Source organism: Ruegeria sp., assembly GCF_040830605.1.
In the GTDB taxonomy this organism is placed as follows: Bacteria; Pseudomonadota; Alphaproteobacteria; order Rhodobacterales; family Rhodobacteraceae; genus Ruegeria.
Genome location: NZ_JBFOMD010000009.1, coordinates 121,118 through 138,205, shown reverse-complemented (window position 1 = coordinate 138,205; position 17,088 = coordinate 121,118). Strand labels below are relative to the sequence as shown.

The window sequence follows — 17,088 nt, the reverse complement described above, 5'->3', positions numbered from 1 at the left end:
AATGACAAAATGGACGATCTGGATGCCCGCCTTCTGGCGGCGCTGCATCGCGACGCGCGGGCCTCGCTGTCGGAACTGGCCGAGCACCTGGGGGTGACGCGTACCACCGTGCGCACCCGCCTCCAGCGCCTCAAGCGTGAGGGCGAGATCGTGGGCTTCACCGTCGTGACCCGCCGCGACGTGGCGCAGAGCCCGGTGCGCGGCCTGATGATGCTGGGGATCGAGGGGCGCGGGACCGAGCGGATCAGGTCCCGCATCTCGGCCATGCCGCAGGTGCGTGCGGTTCACTCGACCAATGGAACCTGGGACCTGATCGCCGAGATCGGCACCGAAACGCTGGAGGAACTGGACGGGGTGCTGTTCGACATACGCCGCATGGATGGGGTGACGCGGTCGGAAACCAACCTGCTGCTGTCGACCCGCAAGGGACGGGTCTGACCGCCGGGCGCCAAGATCCGCACTCAGCCTAACTCGACCCGCGTGCCCCAGTCCGCACAGCGCTGCGCCAGATCGTCGGGTAGCGGCAGGTCGGTATAGAACGCATCGACACTGGACAGCGACGCGATCCGCGCCGGTGCGGTGCGCTGGAATTTGGAGTGATCGGCCACCAGAAAGGTCTGCCGGGCTCGGCCGATGATCGTCTGGCTGACAGTGACCTCCTGAAAGTCGAAATCCAGCAGATCGCCGTCCAGATCCAGCGCCGAGCAGCCGATGATGGCGTAATCGAACTTGAACCGCTCGATCATCGACACGGTCAGATTGCCGATCAACCCGCCATCCGAACGGCGCAGCACGCCGCCCGCCACCACGATCTGGCACTCGGGGTTCGAGACCAGAATGTTGGCCACATTCATGTTGTTGGTCACCACCATCAGGTTCTTGTGAGACAACAGCTCACGCGCCACCGCCTCGGTCGAGGTGCCGATATTGAGGAAAAGCGAGGCACCGTCCGGGATGTCGACCGCGCATTTGCGGGCGATCCTGACCTTGGCCTCTTCGTTCAAGCCGCGCCGGTCCTCGTAGCCGATATTGGACACGCCTGAATGCAGCACCGCCCCGCCATGCACCCGGTCGAGCCTGCCCGCCTCGGACAGTTCGGTCAGATCGCGGCGGATGGTCTGGACCGTCACGCCAAAGCGCTCGGCCAGATCCTCGACCGTCACCCGGCCCTCGACCCGGGCGATTTCGAGGATGTCCGACTGGCGGAATGAGAGTGACATGCGTGCCCCCAAGTTTCTGGTTCGCTCACTTTCGATGTTTTTCTGGTCTCATGCAAAATCTTTCGCGGATCGCGCAAGCGAGAAAAATGAAACACGCCCCAAGGGAAAACTGATCACGTTGGAAAGACGTGATGCTGGATTCGCCGCGTGACTCACATGGTCCTGGGGCGGGTTCGGCACGCGGGAAGGAATTTGCGTTTTAGCGCTATACGCAGCAGGCTGGCAAGAAAGCGAACATAATCGAAAAAGAAAGTTGACCTACCGAAGGTAAATGGCATTAATGTGCCCATCTTCACAACAGGAGAGTCGGGTGGTGGCGCATAGCCGGGAAACGGAGGTCTGCGACCTCTTCATCATTGGCGGGGGGATCAACGGCTGCGGCATCGCGCGCGATGCGGCGGGGCGGGGTCTGTCGGTTACGCTGGCCGAGATGAACGACCTGGCCTCTGCCACGTCCTCGGCCTCGACCAAGCTGTTTCACGGCGGGCTGCGCTATCTGGAATATTTCGAGGTCCGGCTGGTGCGCGAGGCTCTGATCGAGCGTGAAACCCTGCTGCGCGCCATGCCGCATATCAGTTGGCCCATGCGCTTCGTGCTGCCCTATCACCGCGACATGCGGTTCGACGCGGAAACGCCCACCTCGCGGCTGCTGAGCCGGGTGATGCCGTGGATGCGCGGGCGGCGCCCGGCCTGGCTGATCCGTCTGGGCCTGTTCCTCTATGACAATCTGGGCGGGCGCAAGATCCTGCCGGGCACCCGCTCGCTGGATCTGCAAACCGAGCCGGAGGGCCGGCCGCTGCACGAGAGATTCCGCCGCGCCTACGAGTATTCCGACTGCTGGATCGAGGACTCGCGGCTGGTCGTGCTGAACGCCCGCGATGCCGAGGCGCGCGGAGCGGAAATCCTGGTCCGGACCGAGGTGATCTCGGCCGAACGCGCAGGCGATCTGTGGGAGGTCACGATCCGCGACACCGACCGCGATGAAACCCGCACCCTGCGCGCGCGGATGCTGGTGAATGCCGGGGGGCCATGGGTCGGCGACATCATCCAAAGCCGCATCCGCATCAACTCGCGCGAAGGGGTGCGGCTGGTCCGGGGCAGCCATATCGTGACGCGCAAGCTGTTCGATCACGACAAATGCTATTTCTTCCAGGGCGAGGATGGCCGTATCATCTTTGCCATTCCCTACGAGACCGATTTCACCCTGATCGGCACTACCGATCAGGACCATCCCGACCCGTCGCAGCCGCCGGCCTGCACCGAGGCCGAGCAGGATTATCTCTGCGCCTTTGCGTCGAAATATTTCCGCCAACCGGTCACGCGCGAAGATATTGTCTGGACCTATTCCGGCGTGCGCCCGCTCTATGACGACGGTGCCAGCAGCGCCACGGCGGCGACGCGGGATTATACGCTCAAGGTGGATAATGGCGGCGGGGCACCGGTGCTCAACGTCTTCGGCGGCAAGATCACCACCTATCGGAGGTTGGCCGAAAGCGCGATGGACAAGATCGCCGAATATTTCCCCGGCCTGTCCGGACACTGGACCGCAGGTGTGCCGTTGCCGGGCGGAGATTTCCCTGTGGACGGAGCCGGGGACCTGATCGCGCGCCTGCGGGCCGATCACTCCTATCTCACCGAGTTCTGGGCCCGGCGGCTGGTGCGCGCCTATGGCAGCGAAGCGGCGCAGGTTCTGGGCGACGCCAAGGCGGCAAGCGATCTGGGCGAGGATTTCGGCGCCACTCTGACCGCGCGCGAGATCGCGTGGCTGATGGATCGCGAATACGCCCGCACAGCCGAGGATGTGGTCTGGCGGCGCAATAAGCTGGGGCTGCGGCTGAACCCGGAACAGATCGCCGCGTTGGACGCCTGGATGGCGGCGCGGCGCAAGAACGGTACATCTGCTGCGGCAGAATAGAGAGGGAAAGACGAAGATGACCCATATTCTTGCCATCGATCAGGGAACCACCTCGTCCCGCGCGATCATCTTCGATGCGAAGATGTCGGTCGTTGCGGCCGCGCAAGAGGAGTTCACCCAGCATTTCCCCGCCTCGGGCTGGGTCGAGCATGACCCTGCCGATCTGTGGTCGACCACCGCCGGGACCTGCCGCGAGGCGATCGAGCGGGCCGGGCTCTCGACCGGCGACATCGCCGCCATCGGCATCACCAACCAGCGCGAAACGACGCTGGTCTGGGACCGCGCCACCGGCAAACCGATCCACAACGCCATCGTCTGGCAGGATCGCCGCACCGCCGAGATGTGCCGCAGCCTGCGCGAGGCCGGGCACGAGGATATGGTCACCGACCGCACCGGCCTGCTGCTCGATCCCTATTTCTCGGGCACCAAGCTGGCTTGGCTCCTGGACAATGTGGACGGCGCCCGCGAACGCGCAGAGGCAGGTGAGTTGCTCTTCGGCACCGTCGACAGTTTCCTGATCTGGAAGCTGACCGGCGGCAAGGTGCACGCGACCGACGCCACCAACGCCGCCCGCACGCTGCTCTATGACATCCGCAAGGGGCGGTGGAGCAGCACCATCTGCGGCCTGCTGAACATCCCCGTCTCGATGCTGCCCGAGGTGCGCGATTGCGCCGCCGATTTTGGCTCCACGCGGTCCGACCTGTTCGGGCGCGAGATCCCGATCCTCGGGGTGGCGGGCGACCAGCAGGCCGCCACGGTGGGGCAGGCGTGCTTTGCGCCCGGCATGCTGAAATCGACCTATGGCACCGGATGCTTCGCACTGCTTAACACCGGCGACACGCCGGTGCGGTCGCAGAACAAGCTGCTGACCACCATCGCCTATCAGTTGGACGGCAAACCCACCTATGCGCTCGAAGGCTCGATCTTCATCGCGGGCGCCGTGGTGCAATGGCTGCGCGACGGGCTCAAGATCATCCGCGAGGCGCGCGAGACCCAGCCCATGGCGCAAGCCGCCGATGAGACACAGAACCTGGTGTTGGTGCCCGCCTTTGTCGGGCTTGGCGCGCCCTATTGGAATGCCGAATGCCGGGGCGCGGTCTATGGGCTGACCCGCAATTCGGGACCTGAGGAATTCGCCCGTGCCGCACTGGAAAGCGTGGGCTACCAAACCCGCGATCTGCTCGAAGCGATGCAAGCCGATTGGGGCGCGGGCGAGGCACAGCAGGTGTTGCGTGTCGATGGCGGCATGAGCGCGTCCGATTGGGCGATGCAGTTCCTGTCGGACATTCTGGGCGCACCGGTGGACCGGCCCAAGGTGCTGGAGACCACGGCGCTGGGGGCGGCGTGGCTGGCAGGCATGAAGGCCGGGATCTATCCCGACATGGACGGCTTCGCCCGCGAATGGGCGCTTGAGCGGCGCTTTGATCCGGGGATGGACGACAGCCTGCGCGCCGAAAAATACGCCCGCTGGAAACGCGCGGTCGCCGCGACCACGCAGGTTTGATGCCCGACCGGGCGACGCCTTTTACCTTTGCCACTGCCGGGCAGATCCAGTTTGGCCGGGGCGTGTCCGGCAGAATGGCCGAGATCGCCTCGGGCTTTGGCAAGCGGGTGTTGCTGGTGCATGGCGCCTCGGGCCGGGGCGTTGATCGGACCTTGCGGGATTGCGCGGATCATGACGTGGAAGTTACCCGCATCGCCTGCGGTCGCGAACCCGATCTGGACATGCTGACCACCGCATTGGCTGAGGCGCGCCCGGCTCGGCCCGATTGCGTGCTGTCCCTTGGCGGTGGCTCGGTGATCGACTTGGGCAAGGCGCTGGCGGCCCTGTTGCCGGCAACCGGGGACGTGTTGGACCACCTCGAAGTAGTGGGGAAGGGCCTGCCACTCACTGCCGACCCGCTCCCCTTCATCGCGGTCCCGACCACCGCCGGAACCGGGGCCGAGGTCACCCGCAACGCGGTGATCGGTGTACCGGAACACCGGCGCAAGGTCAGCCTGCGCGATACGCTGATGCTGCCCGATGTGGCGCTGGTCGATCCGGCGCTGACCGACAATACCCCGCGCGCGCTCACGCTCGCCTCGGGGCTGGATGCGGTCACGCAGGTGATCGAGCCTTATCTTTGTAACCGGACCAACCCGCTCACCGACGCGCTCTGTCGCGACTCCATACCGCGCGGGCTGGGGGCCTTGAACCGGCTGATGCAGGGCGAGGACGAAACCGCCCGGGACGACATGGCGCTGACCTCGCTCTACGGCGGTCTGGCGTTGGCCAATGCCGGACTGGGAGCCGTGCATGGGTTGGCCGGGGTGATCGGTGGCATGGCCCCCGGTGCGCCGCACGGGGCGATTTGCGGGGCGCTGCTGCCCCATGTGCTAACCGCCAATGCAGAGGCGGTTCCGGCAGGCTCGGATACCGCCCGCCGGATCGCTGAGGTGCAAGGGTGGATCACCCGGCATCTGAACCTTGATCACATCGGTGCCTTTCCCGATTGGACACGCCGGAACGGCCTGCCGGCCCTGGCTGCCATGGGTGTCCGCTCCGGCGATCACGCGGCAATCGCAAAGGCTGCGCAGACCTCATCCTCGATGAAGGTCAACCCGGCGCCACTGTCCGAGCAGGCGTTGCAGGACATTCTTGCCGCCACCTGAAATCCAGCCAAAGAAAAACGCCCCATGACCAGCATGGGGCGCCTCGTTTCTCAGGCCCGGGTCACTCCGCCGGGGTCGTGGTGTCCTCGGCAGGCGTGTCGGCCTTGCGACCGATGCCTTTGACCCATTCCCGCAGCCCCTGCATCACCGCATAGAGCACCGGCACCAGGATCACGCCCACGACAGTCGCGGCCAGCATGCCGCCAAAGACCGCGATGCCGATGGCCTTCTGACTCGACGCACCAGCGCCGCTCGCCGCCAGCAGCGGCACCACCCCCAGCAGGAAGGACAGCGCGGTCATCATCACCGCGCGGAACCGCTGATGCGCGGCCTCGGCCGCCGCCTCGCGGATCGAGAGGCCCTTGGCCCGCTGCTCCATCGCAAACTCGACGATCAGAATGCCGTTCTTCGAGGCCAGCCCAACCAGCATGATCATCCCGATCTGGGTATATAGGTTGATGTCGCTGCCCACCACGGCCACCGCCGCCACCGCGCCAAACAGCGCCACGATGACCGACAGCAGGATCGAAACCGGCATGGTCCAGCTTTCATACTGCCCCACCAGGAACAGATAACCGAACAGAACCGCCAGCCCCAGGATCACCTGCACCAGCCCGCCAGAAGAGAGCTGTTGCTGCGCCGTGCCGGTCCACTCGAAGGCATAGCCTGGGGGCAGGGCGGTGGCCGATTCCTCGGTCATCACCGTAATCGCATCCCCCGTCGACAGCCCCGGCGCCGGCACCGCCGTCACCGTTGCCGACCGGAACAGGTTGTGCCGCTTTAGCAGTACTGGGCCCAGCACGTTCTCGACATCGACCAGCGTGCCCAGCGGCACCATCTCGCCTTGCGTCGAGCGCACATAGAGGTTCGAGATATCGTCGACCTTGTCGCGATAGGATCCCTCTGCCTGGATCATCACCCGATAGACCCGCCCAAACAGGTTGAAGTCGTTCACGTAAAAGGACCCCAGATGCGCCTGCATGGTCTGGAATATCTCGGCCACCGACACCTGCAGCGTCTTGGCCTTTTCCCGATCAAGATCGACGAACAGCTGCGGCACGTTCGCGCGGAAGGTGGTGTAGGATTGCGCGATCTCGGGCCGCTGGTTTGCCGCATAGACGAATGAGCCAACCGCCGCGGCCAGATCCTGCGCCGAACCGCCGCCGGTCTGCTGCACCTCCATCTCGACGCCAGCCGACATGCCGAGGCCCTGAATGGGCGGCGGGTTGAAGGCCACGATCGAGGCAGCGGATTCACCATAGGCAACGCCCAGAACCTTCTGCAGGATGGCATCGGCGCTCAGATCGTCCTCTTGCCGGTCGTCCCAGTTGTCCAGGTTGACGATGATCATCGCCCCGTTCGAACTCAGCCCGTTCAGCAGCGAGAATCCGTTGACCAGAACCGTGTTGGCCACGCCGGGGATCTGCGACAGCTTTTCGTTAACGCGCGCGGTGACCGTCTCGGTGCGGTTCAGCGTGGCCGCATCGGGCAGTTGCACATCGACGAAAAGATACCCGTTGTCCTCCAGCGGGATAAAGCCCTTGGAGGTTTTGGACATGATCGTTCCGGCCCCCAAGGCGAGACCGGCGATGATCGCAAGCGAGATCACAGGAATCCGCAACAGCCGCCGCACCACGCTCAGATATCCGCCGCGTACGGTCCCGATCAGGTTTTCGAACAAGGCCAGTAGCCCCTTGGGTGGCCCGGACCGGGGCCGCAGCACCAGCCCGCACAGGGCAGGCGACAGCGTCAGAGCGTTGATCGACGAAATCACAACGGCGGTCGAAATGGTGACTGCGAATTGCGAATAGAGCCGCCCGGTAATGCCCGGCATGAAGGTCACCGGCACGAACACCGCCAGCAGCACCAGCGTGGTGGCGATCACCGGCCCGGTGATCTGGCCCATCGCCTTGCGGGTGGCCTCGGGCGGGCTCAGACCCTCTTCGGCGATGATGCGTTCGACGTTTTCCACCACCACGATGGCGTCATCCACCACGATGCCGATGGCCAGCACCAGCGCAAACAGCGAGATGGTGTTGAGCGACATGCCGAAGGCCAGCAAAAAGGCGAAGGTACCGATCAGTGAGACCGGGATGGCCACCGCCGGGATGATCGTCGCCCGCCAACTGCCGAGAAAGACGAACACGACCGAGATCACCAGCGTGAAGGTGAGCATCAATGTCGTGACCACGTCGTTCAGCGACTGTTCCACGAAATCGGTGGTGTCGAAGGGGACCTGGTATTCGACATCCGCCGGGAAGGCCCGCGACAGGCGATCAAGCTCGGCCCGCACCCGCTCGGCCACCGCCAATGCGTTGGCGCCGGGGGCCTGATAGATGCCCAGAACCGTCGCCGGATCGCCCTGAAAGAAACCCGAGGCCGAGTAGAACTGCGCCCCCAGTTCGACCCGCGCGATATCCTTGATCCTCACGATCGAGCCCGCGTCCCCGGTGCGGATCACGATATCTTCGAACTCGTCGACGGTGGTCAGGCGGCCCTTGGTCTTGATCGTGTATTGAAAGGTCTGCCCCTCTGGCGCGGGCGGCGCGCCGATGGATCCGGCAGAGACCTCGATATTCTGTTCGCGCACGGCGTTGATCACGTCACCCGGCGCGATGGAAAGCGCCGCCATCTTGTCCGGGTCCATCCACACCCGCATGGCGTATTGCAGGTCGGTCAGCACGTCGGCCCTGCCCACACCCTGCACCCGCGACAGCGCGTCCTTGAGGTTGATCGAGGCATAGTTCGACAAGAACACGCTGTCATAGGTGTCGTTGGGCGAGGTCAGGGTGACCACCAGCAGCATGTTGGTCGAGGATTTCTGGGTCACCACACCGGACGAGGTCACTTCGCTCGGCAGCGAGGCCATGGCCTGCGCCACCCGGTTCTGCACGTTGACCGAGGCGATATCGGGATCGGTGCCGACCTCGAAGGTGATGTTCAGCGAATACGAACCGTTATCGGCCGAGGTGGACGTCATGTACAACATGTCGTCCACGCCGTTCACCTGCGCCTCGATGGGCGCGGCAACCGTGTTTTCGACCGTTTCGGCGTTCGCGCCGGTGTAGTTGGCCGAGACGCTGACCACCGGCGGGGTGATATCGGGGAACTGCGCGACCGGCAGCACCATATAGCCGATGCCGCCCATGATGGTCAGCACCAGCGAGATCACGAGCGCCAGCTTGGGCCGGCTGATGAAAAGGGCTGAGAACATCCGTTATTCCCCCGGCTGCTCGGAGGCCACGACCGCATCCACGGCAACGCCGGGGCGGACACGTTGCAGCCCCTCGACGATCACGCTTTCGCCTTCGCGCAGCCCATCCAGCACGATGATGGCGCTTTCGATACTGTCTCCGGTGGTGATGTAGCGCTGCTCGACCATCTGCTTGTCATTGACCACCAGCACGAAATCCCCGCGCTGGTCGCGCTGCAACGCGGCCTGCGGCACCAACACGCGTTGCGTCGGCTCCAGCGCCTGGATGCGGACGTGGACAAAAGCGCCGTCCACGATCAGGCGGCTGGCATTCTCGAACTGCGCCCGGATCGCGATGGCGCCGGTCAGCGGGTCGATGCGGTTGTCGACAAAAACGATCTCACCGGTCTCATCCAGCGCGGTGCCATTGGGCAATTCCAGCCGGACGGTGGGGCTCTGGTCGCTTTCCGTCAGCGACGCCGCGGTCTGGTCCAGTTGCTCCAGTATCGAGATGAACTGTTTTTCGTTCAGCGAAAAGCTGACATAGATCGGAGCCTCGCGCACCAGCGTGACCAGCGGCGGGTTCGAGGGGCCGACCACGTCGCCCTCGCTGGTCGTCACCCGGCCCAAACGCCCGGGGAAGGGCGCGGTGATCTGGGTATAGCTCAGATCCAGTTCCGCCTGCTGGATGGCCGCATGCGCGGATTTGACCTGGGCCGCAGCGACAAGCTCGTTGGCCTGGGCGATGTCACGTTCGGACACCGGCACCGCGTCGCGGGTCAGCAGCTCCTCCTTTCGGGCCAGTTCCACCTTGGCCAGCTCCAGATTGGCCTCGGCCCGGTCCAGATCGGCCTTGCGGGCCTCAAGCGTGGCCTCGTAGAGATCGGGCTCGATCTTGAACAGCAGATCGCCCTCATCGACCAGCGCCCCGTTCCCGATCAGTTGCTCTTCGAGAAAGCCGTTGACCCGGGCCACGATGTCGACCTTGTCGATGGCTTCGCCGCGCCCAATAAAGATCGCCTCGTCGGTGATCTCCTGCGTATAGGCCGCCGCGATCGACACCTTGGGGGCCGCCCCCTCCTGCGCCAGCGCCGGCGAGGCCGCCGCCAGGCACAACACGGCGAGACCATGCCGGATATGGCGCGCGATCAGGCCGCCGGGGCCGGATGTCGAGGGGAGCAGAGCAAAGGGCATGGCGGGGGCCTCATTCTTGATGCGGAATGCGTTTTGAAAACGACCCGGCGAGAAAGGCCGAGTCGATAAGTATTGCGCACAAGATGACGGTTTTCCGGAAATAGCTCAAGCGATGCAGCAGGGGCTTGTGTGCATGATCCAGAACGAAAAATCCGATCCGCCATAGACGAGCGTCCCCGGCTCGCGCGCCGATGCGGGTTGGCGGGGCAAGCCGCTTGCAAGCGGCTTCAAGCGGTTTGCAAACCGCTTGGTCCAAGGCGTTTGTAAACGCCTTGTGCCCGGCGACCACAGGTGCCGGTCATGCCCCGACGGTGCGCGGTCAGTCGCGGGTGCCCGCAAACCGCGCCTGCCAGTCTTCGCGTTGATCGTCGGTGATCTTGGCAAACAGCACATCCGGCACCGTGAACCCTTGCCCGGCGGGCAGGGCGCTCAGCGCCGCCGCCACATCCTCGGGCCAGCCGTCGTCGGTGGTGTTCATCGCGTCGAGCATCCTGGCGGCGCTATGCGGGATGAACGGCGCGCTCAGCACCGCATAGAGCCGGATCAGGTTCAGGCCCAGCCGCACCTGCGCCGCGGCCTTTTCGGGGTCTTCCTTGAAGGTCGACCACGGCGCTGCGGCCTGCAGGTATTCGTTGCCTGCGACCCAGATCGCCCGCAGTTCCTGCGCGGATTTGCGGACCTCCATCGCCTCCATGTGGCCCTCATAAGCACGCACGCGGCGTGTCAGCTCCTCGATCAGCGCTTGTTCCTGCGGGCCGTATTCGCCACCCTCGGGCACCGCCTCGCCGAATTTCGAGCGGCAGAACTTGGTGATGCGCGAGACGAAATTGCCCAGAACATCGGCCAGATCCTTGTTCACCGATTGCTGGAACTTCTCCCAGGTGAACTCGCTGTCGCTGCTCTCGGGCGCGTGGCTCAGCAGCCACCAGCGCCAGTAATCGGCGGGCAGGATATCCAGCGCCTGATCCATGAACACGCCACGGCCCTGGCTGGTCGAGAACTGGCCGCCGTCATAGTTCAGGTAGTTGAACGACTTCAGGTGATCGACCAGCTTCCACGGCTCACCCGAGCCCAGAATGGTCGCCGGGAATGACAGGGTGTGGAAAGGCACATTGTCCTTTCCCATGAACTGCACGTAACGCACATCGTCGGCGCCCTTGTCGGTGCGCCACCAGCGTTCCCAGTCGGCATCCGACTTGCCGTTGGCATCGGCCCATTCCCTGGCACAAGCGATGTATTCGATGGGGGCATCGAACCAGACGTAAAAGACCTTGTCCTCCATCCCCGGCCAATCCTCGTCGCCCTTCTTGACCGGAATGCCCCAGTCCAGATCACGGGTGATGCCCCGGTCCTGCAGCCCGTCGCCGTCATGCAGCCATTTCTTGGCAATGGACGTAGTGAGCACCGGCCAGTCAGCCTTGCTGTCGATCCAGGCGTCCAGCCGATCCTTCATCGCCGACTGACACAGGTACAGGTGCTTGGTCTCGCGCACCTCCAGATCGGTGGACCCCGACACAGCCGAGCGCGGCTCGATCAGGTCGGTGGGGTCCAGCTGTTTGGTGCAGTTTTCGCACTGATCGCCGCGTGCGCGCTCGTAGCCGCAATTGGGGCAGGTGCCCTCGATATAGCGGTCGGGCAGGAACCGGCCATCGGCGTTGGAATAGACCTGTTTCTCGACCACTTCGCGGATCAGCCCGGCCTCGGCCAGACGCCCGGCGAAATGCTGGGTCAGGCGATGGTTCTGCTCGCTGGAAGAGCGCCCGAAATGGTCGAAGCTGAGGCCGAAACGCTGCGCGATGTCGGACTGCACCCCGTGCATCTCGGCGCAATACTCGGCCACCGGCTGGCCCGCCTTGGCGGCAGCCAGTTCCGCGGGGGTGCCATGCTCGTCTGTGGCGCACAGGAACATGACCTCGTTGCCCCGGCCACGCTGGTAACGCGCATAGAGATCGGCGGGCAGCTGCGAGCCGATCAGGTTGCCGAGGTGCTTGATCCCGTTGATATAGGGGATCGCCGAGGTGATGAGAATCCGGGCCATATTTCGTATCCGCGTATCTGTCTGCGCGCCCGTCTATCTCATGTGACGGGTCAGCAAAAGGCCAGCTTTCGACCGAAGCGCGGTTTTCGCGCTGAAATGTGGTGAAACGACCGCCCCGGCACCGAGCGGGTTGTGCTTTTTGGCAGTCCGGTCAACACCATAGGTTGAAAACTTGACTCACAACCTCTTGAAAATCCACCATGATGCACCATATTGATTGTATACCTCTGTATACCAAACCGGGGACTACCTGCTGATGTTCGACTTTCTGCTGCAGGGCGCTTTTGCGCCCTTTACGATGGCGCTCGCCTTGTTGTTCGGCCTTCTCGGGCTGGAACTGATCGCCCTTTTGCTGGGCGGCAGCCTTATGGCGGGTGAGGGCGAGATTGATGTCGAACTCGGGGACGCGCCCGATATCGACATTGGCAATCTCGATCTGGATGTCGATGCGGATGTGGATCTGGGCGAGTTCGAACTGGCTCAGGTCGAGGCAGATGCGGAGACGCCGCAGGCGGGGGCCTCCGGTCCCACCGCCTGGCTGGGCTTGGGGCGGATGCCGGTCATGATCTGGCTGGCGGGGCTGCTGATGGGCTTTGGTCTGAGCGGCATGGGCCTGCAACTGGCGCTGCATGACCTCGTCGGCGTGAATGCGCCTGCATGGCTGGCCGCGATCCCGGCGGCGGCGTTTGGCCTGTGGTTCGCGCGCGGCTTTGGCGGGGTCTTTGCCCGGCTGCTGCCGCAGACCGAGACCGAGGCGATGTCCGAGCGTATGCTGGCCCGCCGTCGCGGCGTGATCACGCAAGGCACCGCCGCGCGCGGACGCCCCGCCGAGGTGCGGGTGACCGACCGTTTCGGCAACGCCCACTACCTGCGGGCCGAGCCCATGCGGGACGGCGAATGCCTTGCCCAGGGCACAGAGGTGCTGGTGCTGCGCAACCGCAAGAGCGGCACCTTCGTTCTGATCGGCATGTCCGAATAATCAAATACCAACTCTCAAGGAGGATTTTGTATGGAAGTTCAATTCCTGGCTGTTTCTGTTGTGTCTTTTCTGGCGGTTTTGTTGCTGATCGGCCTGATACTGGGCCGTCTCTACCGCCGCGCCACGCGCGAGATATCTCTGGTCAAGACCGGGGCGGGCGGCAAACGGGTGATCATGGACGGCGGCACCATCATCGTGCCGCTGCTTCATGAGGTCAGCCCGGTCAACATGAAAACCCTGCGCCTTGAGGTGCAGCGCAACGGCGATGCCGCACTGATCACGCAGGACCGGATGCGGGTCGATGTGGGGGTCGAGTTCTACGTCTCGGTCATGGCCACCGAAGAAGGCATCGCCCGCGCCGCCCAGACGCTGGGTGACCGAACGTTCGATGTCGAGCAACTGCGCGAGATGATCGAGGGTAAGCTGGTCGATGGCCTGCGCGCCGTGGCCGCGCAGATGACCATGGACGGGCTGCACGAAAACCGCGCCGACTTTGTGCAGGAGGTGCAGAATGCAGTCTCCGAAGACCTGCTCAAGAACGGTCTGTCGCTGGAATCGGTCTCGCTGACCGCGCTGGACCAGACGCCGTTCGAGGCGCTGGATGAGAACAACGCCTTTAACGCCGTTGGTATGCGCAAGCTGGCCGAGGTGATCGCAACCTCGAAAAAGGAGCGCGCGCAGATCGATGCCGATGCCGAGGTCGAGGTGCGCCGTGCCGCAATGGAGGCGGAACGCCAGAAGCTGCTGATCGAACAGGACGAGGCCAAGGCCCGCATCCAGCAGGCGCAGGAGGTCGAGACCATGAAGGCCGCACAGGAGGCCGAGATCGCCGCCCGCACCGAGGATTCGATGCGTGAAACCGAACGCGCCCGTATCGCGCGCGAGGAAGCGATCCGCGCCGCCGAGATCGAGCGCGAGCGCAAGATCCGCGATGCCGAAATCTCGAAAGAGCGTGAACTGGAAGTGGCCGAGCAGGAACGCCAGATCATCATCGCGCAGAAATCCGAAGAGGAAAGCCGCGCCCGTGCCTCCGCCGATCTGGCCCGTGCCGAGGCGACCAAGGCGACCGAGGCGGTGGTGACCGCGCGCGAGGTGGCCGAGGCCGAACGCCTCAAGGAGATCGCGCTGATCGAAGCCACCCGCGAGGCCGAGCGTCAGGCCACCGCCCTGCGTCTGGCCGCGCAGGCCGAGAAAGAGGCCGCCGCCGACCGCGCCGAAGCGCGCCGCGAGGAAGCGCAGGCGGAGGCGGACGCGCTCAACATCCGGGCCGAGGCCAAGAAGAACGACATGCTGGCCGAGGCCGAAGGTAAGCGTGCCATCGTCGAGGCCGACAATGCGCTTTCGCCCGAGCAGATCCGCATGAAGGTCGACCTGGCCCGGATCGAGACCATGCCCGCGATCATCACCGAGATGGTGAAACCGGCCGAAAAGATCGATTCGATCAAGATCCATCAGGTCAGTGGCATCGGTGCGCCCGCCGGCGGTGGTGCGGCCAATAGCGACAAGCCGGTGGTGAACCAGGCGCTCGATTCGATCATGGGCATGGCGGTGCAGATGCCCGCGCTCAAGAAGCTGGGCGAAGAACTGGGCCTGTCGATGGAGCAGGGGGTTGGCGGTCTCGCCAACGGGGCACTGGGCGCGCCGGAACCCGCCGCCGAAGTGGTGGACGAAGCGGAAGATGAACTGCGCGTCGAGCACTAACACAGCAAGGGCCGGGATCTCCCGGCCCTTTTTTATTCAGTTTCAACGTCAGCCGGGCAAGCCCGGCCTTTCCGATCTAGGACCGCCAGTAGTTGTTGGCCTGCGATACGGTCTGAAAGTTGATGGCCACCACCTGAGAAACGCCGATCAGACTGTCGGCACTGTTCGCATAGTCCGGCCGCATACGGTTGCGCGCCTCATCATCGGGCTGCGTCAGCTTCACCGCCATGCGTGACATCTTGATGGCCAGTTCAAATCCTTCTTCGGCGGTTTCGGTTTGCAGGTTGGGTAGCCAGGGCATCATCGCCTCCATTTGTATCGTGCGCGACCTAAGTTACAGCTTGACGGCCTATGGCAAAATGTCAAGATAATATCGTGCACGATATAAATGAGGCTGCGATTTGAACGCTCACGACATACCGACGCGTGCCGAGGATCTGTTCTGTTTTGGGGTGTACACGGCCTCTCACGCGATCAACCGGGCCTATTCGGGCCACCTGAAACGCCTCGGGCTGACCTACCCGCAGTACATAACCCTGACCCTGTTGTGGGAGAGGGACGGGCAGAAAATCAACGAACTGGCGCAATGCCTGCGCATGGAGACAAGCACGCTGACGCCATTGGTGAAGCGGCTTGAGGCATTGGGCCACGTCACCAGGAACCGCAGCGACAAGGATGGCCGCGCGGTTGTCGTGAACCTCACAAAAAGCGGGCGCGCCCTGCGTGACCGGGCGCCAGCGGTCACGGCCTGCATGATCCAACAAACCGGCATGACGCCTGCAGAGCTACAGACGCTTCAGGAATTGCTGTTCAGACTGCGCGACGGTTTGCAGGCCTCCTAGACGACGCTTAGCCGTTCCGACCTACACGGACAAATGAAGGCTCTCCAAGGTTCATTCGCGTGAGCTTCAGCGTCACCGCCCCTCGCGTGAGCGTTTCAGCAACCGGCCAATGGTGAACGAGGTCCGCGGCGAATAGACGTAATGCGTCCGGTCCTCGGGGGCCGGACGAGCGCGCATGCGGGTCAGGCCGAACACGATCAGGAAAACATGCCCCAGCGCCACAAAGGCGAACAGCGCACCGGGCCCGTAAAGCTCGATCAGCGACGACGAGACATAGGGTGAGGCAATCGCCCCAAGCGCGTACCAGAACATCAGCGCCGCCGACAGCTCCACCCGTTGCTCGGTGGTGGCGAAATCATTGGCGTGCGCGGCAGAGACCGAGAAGATCGGGAAGGTGGTAAAGCCGAAGAACCCCGCCGCCAGCATCACACCGATGGTGCCGGTGCCGCTGGCGGCCATGGTGATGCCGCAGCTCAGCACCGCCACCGCCGACAGCCAGATCAGCACCCAGCGCCGGTCGTATTTGTCCGCGAGCCACCCCATCGGATACTGCGCCAGCGCGCCGCCCAGCACGAAGGAGGCCAAGAAAAAGGCGATCTGGTCGATGCCCAGACCAACCTCCTGCCCGTAAACCGGGCCGACCATTCGGAACGAAGCGGAACTCAGCGCCGCCACGATCACACCCGCAACCGCCAGTGGCGAACAGTGCCAGGCCAGCCTGGGGCGCAGGCGCGGGGTGTCGGGGGTTTCGGGTTGGCTGGCCCGGGTCAGCGTCAGCGGCAGCAGCGCGGCACAGCACAGGATCGCCAGCAGGTTATACGAGACATAGGATGCGGGCGGCAGCACCGCGATGATCAGCTGCGCACTGAGCGAGGCGCTCATGTCCACAATGCGATAGATCCCGGTCGCGCGGCCCCGGTTCTCGTTGGTGACCTTCGCGTTCATCCAGGCCTCGATCACCGTATAGCAGCCCGCCACGCAGGTGCCCGAGGCGACCCGCAGCAGCGCCCAGACATAAGGACTCTCGGTCAGGGTATGGCCGATCAGCCCCATCGCGCCCATCGCCGTGCAGACCGCGAAGGCGCGGGAATGGCCGACATTGCCCATCAGCCGCGGCGCCCACCAGCAGCCGATGAAAAAGCCCAGGAAATGAGAGGAGCCGAGCAGACCGATCTGGCCGGTGGAGAACCCCAGCGTCAGCCCCGATATCGCATCGAGTGGGCCGACGCCCCCGGTCGAGAGCTGCAACAGAACAACCGAAAGAAACAGGGCGGCAAATGAGATGATCGTACGCATAATGCGCCTAACATGACCGCCCGGTTTCCGGATGCACGAGGTTTATCGACCTCTCCAG

The 17,088-nt window shown here is 64.1% G+C and carries 14 protein-coding genes; 8 read left to right on the top strand and 6 right to left on the bottom strand.

The annotated features are described in order from the left end of the window. Positions 1–9 precede the first annotated feature (9 nt). Positions 10–438 carry an Lrp/AsnC family transcriptional regulator gene (locus AB3N21_RS14605; RefSeq protein WP_171174383.1) on the top strand — a complete coding sequence of 143 codons (429 nt, stop codon included), beginning with the start codon at positions 10–12 and terminating at the stop codon, positions 436–438. Positions 439–461: 23 nt separating this feature from the next. On the opposite strand, the gene AB3N21_RS14600 is transcribed toward AB3N21_RS14605, so the two are convergent. Further along, on the bottom strand, positions 462–1,220 hold the full coding sequence (locus tag AB3N21_RS14600; protein ID WP_367935900.1) for a DeoR/GlpR family DNA-binding transcription regulator: 759 nt from the start codon (positions 1,218–1,220) through the stop codon (positions 462–464). On the opposite strand from AB3N21_RS14600, the gene AB3N21_RS14595 reads away from it, so the two are divergent. The 4 genes from AB3N21_RS14595 to AB3N21_RS14580 all read left to right on the top strand — a co-directional run bounded on the left by AB3N21_RS14595 (position 1,219) and on the right by AB3N21_RS14580 (position 5,787). Next, positions 1,219–1,371, top strand: a complete 153-nt coding sequence (locus AB3N21_RS14595; protein ID WP_367935899.1) for a hypothetical protein — start codon at positions 1,219–1,221, stop codon at positions 1,369–1,371. The two genes, AB3N21_RS14600 and AB3N21_RS14595, sit on opposite strands and share 2 nt — an antisense overlap. Before the next feature lie 162 nt (positions 1,372–1,533). After that, positions 1,534–3,135 (top strand): glycerol-3-phosphate dehydrogenase, encoded by a 1,602-nt coding sequence (gene glpD / locus AB3N21_RS14590; RefSeq protein WP_367935898.1) that lies wholly within the window; start codon positions 1,534–1,536, stop codon positions 3,133–3,135. 16 nt (positions 3,136–3,151) lie between these two features. After that, the gene (gene glpK, locus AB3N21_RS14585) at positions 3,152–4,639 is read left to right on the top strand and encodes a glycerol kinase GlpK (RefSeq protein ID WP_367935897.1); all 1,488 of its coding nucleotides are present in this window, start codon (positions 3,152–3,154) and stop codon (positions 4,637–4,639) included. After that, positions 4,639–5,787 (top strand): iron-containing alcohol dehydrogenase, encoded by a 1,149-nt coding sequence (locus AB3N21_RS14580; RefSeq protein WP_367935896.1) that lies wholly within the window; start codon positions 4,639–4,641, stop codon positions 5,785–5,787. The genes glpK and AB3N21_RS14580 overlap by 1 nt, the downstream gene beginning before the upstream one ends. 61 nt (positions 5,788–5,848) lie before the next feature. On the opposite strand, the gene AB3N21_RS14575 is transcribed toward AB3N21_RS14580, so the two are convergent. The 3 genes from AB3N21_RS14575 to metG form a co-directional block, all read right to left on the bottom strand. Next, on the bottom strand, positions 5,849–9,001 hold the full coding sequence (locus tag AB3N21_RS14575; RefSeq protein WP_367935895.1) for an efflux RND transporter permease subunit: 3,153 nt from the start codon (positions 8,999–9,001) through the stop codon (positions 5,849–5,851). A 3-nt stretch (positions 9,002–9,004) separates the two neighbouring features. Then, a complete protein-coding gene (locus AB3N21_RS14570; RefSeq protein WP_367935894.1) occupies positions 9,005–10,174 on the bottom strand; it encodes an efflux RND transporter periplasmic adaptor subunit in 1,170 nt (389 codons plus the stop codon). A 319-nt stretch (positions 10,175–10,493) separates the two neighbouring features. Further along, positions 10,494–12,212, bottom strand: coding sequence for a methionine--tRNA ligase (gene metG / locus AB3N21_RS14565; protein ID WP_367935893.1), 1,719 nt, complete (start codon positions 12,210–12,212; stop codon positions 10,494–10,496). Positions 12,213–12,429: 217 nt separating this feature from the next. Here metG and AB3N21_RS14560 point away from each other — a divergent pair, with 217 nt between their 5' ends. Together AB3N21_RS14560 and AB3N21_RS14555 are read left to right on the top strand one after the other, a co-directional pair. After that, a complete protein-coding gene (locus AB3N21_RS14560; protein WP_367935892.1) occupies positions 12,430–13,191 on the top strand; it encodes an OB-fold-containig protein in 762 nt (253 codons plus the stop codon). 30 nt (positions 13,192–13,221) lie between these two features. Then, complete coding sequence (locus AB3N21_RS14555; RefSeq protein WP_367935891.1) at positions 13,222–14,892, top strand: flotillin family protein; 1,671 nt, start codon at positions 13,222–13,224, stop codon at positions 14,890–14,892. A 76-nt stretch (positions 14,893–14,968) separates the two neighbouring features. Here AB3N21_RS14555 and AB3N21_RS14550 read toward each other — a convergent pair whose 3' ends face one another. Continuing rightward, positions 14,969–15,193: a hexameric tyrosine-coordinated heme protein gene (locus tag AB3N21_RS14550; protein ID WP_367935890.1), complete on the bottom strand. Its 225-nt coding sequence runs from the start codon at positions 15,191–15,193 to the stop codon at positions 14,969–14,971. Between the two features lie 100 nt (positions 15,194–15,293). Between AB3N21_RS14550 and AB3N21_RS14545 the strand changes: the two genes are divergently transcribed. Continuing rightward, positions 15,294–15,734, top strand: a complete 441-nt coding sequence (locus AB3N21_RS14545) for a MarR family winged helix-turn-helix transcriptional regulator (protein ID WP_367935889.1) — start codon at positions 15,294–15,296, stop codon at positions 15,732–15,734. A 72-nt stretch (positions 15,735–15,806) separates the two neighbouring features. Here AB3N21_RS14545 and AB3N21_RS14540 read toward each other — a convergent pair whose 3' ends face one another. Next, on the bottom strand, positions 15,807–17,030 hold the full coding sequence (locus tag AB3N21_RS14540; protein ID WP_367935888.1) for an MFS transporter: 1,224 nt from the start codon (positions 17,028–17,030) through the stop codon (positions 15,807–15,809). Between the last annotated feature and the right edge of the window lie 58 nt (positions 17,031–17,088).

What these genes read in the sequence shown, in the direction of transcription:
- AB3N21_RS14605 (WP_171174383.1), top strand. Translation starts at nt 10, where the DNA reads ATGGACGATCTGGATGCCCGCCTTCTGGCGGCGCTGCATCGCGACGCG.
- AB3N21_RS14580 (WP_367935896.1), top strand. Translation starts at nt 4,639, where the DNA reads ATGCCCGACCGGGCGACGCCTTTTACCTTTGCCACTGCCGGGCAGATC.
- AB3N21_RS14550 (WP_367935890.1), bottom strand. Translation starts at nt 15,193, where the DNA reads ATGCCCTGGCTACCCAACCTGCAAACCGAAACCGCCGAAGAAGGATTT.
- AB3N21_RS14570 (WP_367935894.1), bottom strand. Translation starts at nt 10,174, where the DNA reads ATGCCCTTTGCTCTGCTCCCCTCGACATCCGGCCCCGGCGGCCTGATC.
- glpK (WP_367935897.1), top strand. Translation starts at nt 3,152, where the DNA reads ATGACCCATATTCTTGCCATCGATCAGGGAACCACCTCGTCCCGCGCG.
- AB3N21_RS14575 (WP_367935895.1), bottom strand. Translation starts at nt 9,001, where the DNA reads ATGTTCTCAGCCCTTTTCATCAGCCGGCCCAAGCTGGCGCTCGTGATC.
- AB3N21_RS14540 (WP_367935888.1), bottom strand. Translation starts at nt 17,030, where the DNA reads ATGCGTACGATCATCTCATTTGCCGCCCTGTTTCTTTCGGTTGTTCTG.
- AB3N21_RS14595 (WP_367935899.1), top strand. Translation starts at nt 1,219, where the DNA reads ATGCGTGCCCCCAAGTTTCTGGTTCGCTCACTTTCGATGTTTTTCTGG.
- AB3N21_RS14555 (WP_367935891.1), top strand. Translation starts at nt 13,222, where the DNA reads ATGGAAGTTCAATTCCTGGCTGTTTCTGTTGTGTCTTTTCTGGCGGTT.
- AB3N21_RS14600 (WP_367935900.1), bottom strand. Translation starts at nt 1,220, where the DNA reads ATGTCACTCTCATTCCGCCAGTCGGACATCCTCGAAATCGCCCGGGTC.
- metG (WP_367935893.1), bottom strand. Translation starts at nt 12,212, where the DNA reads ATGGCCCGGATTCTCATCACCTCGGCGATCCCCTATATCAACGGGATC.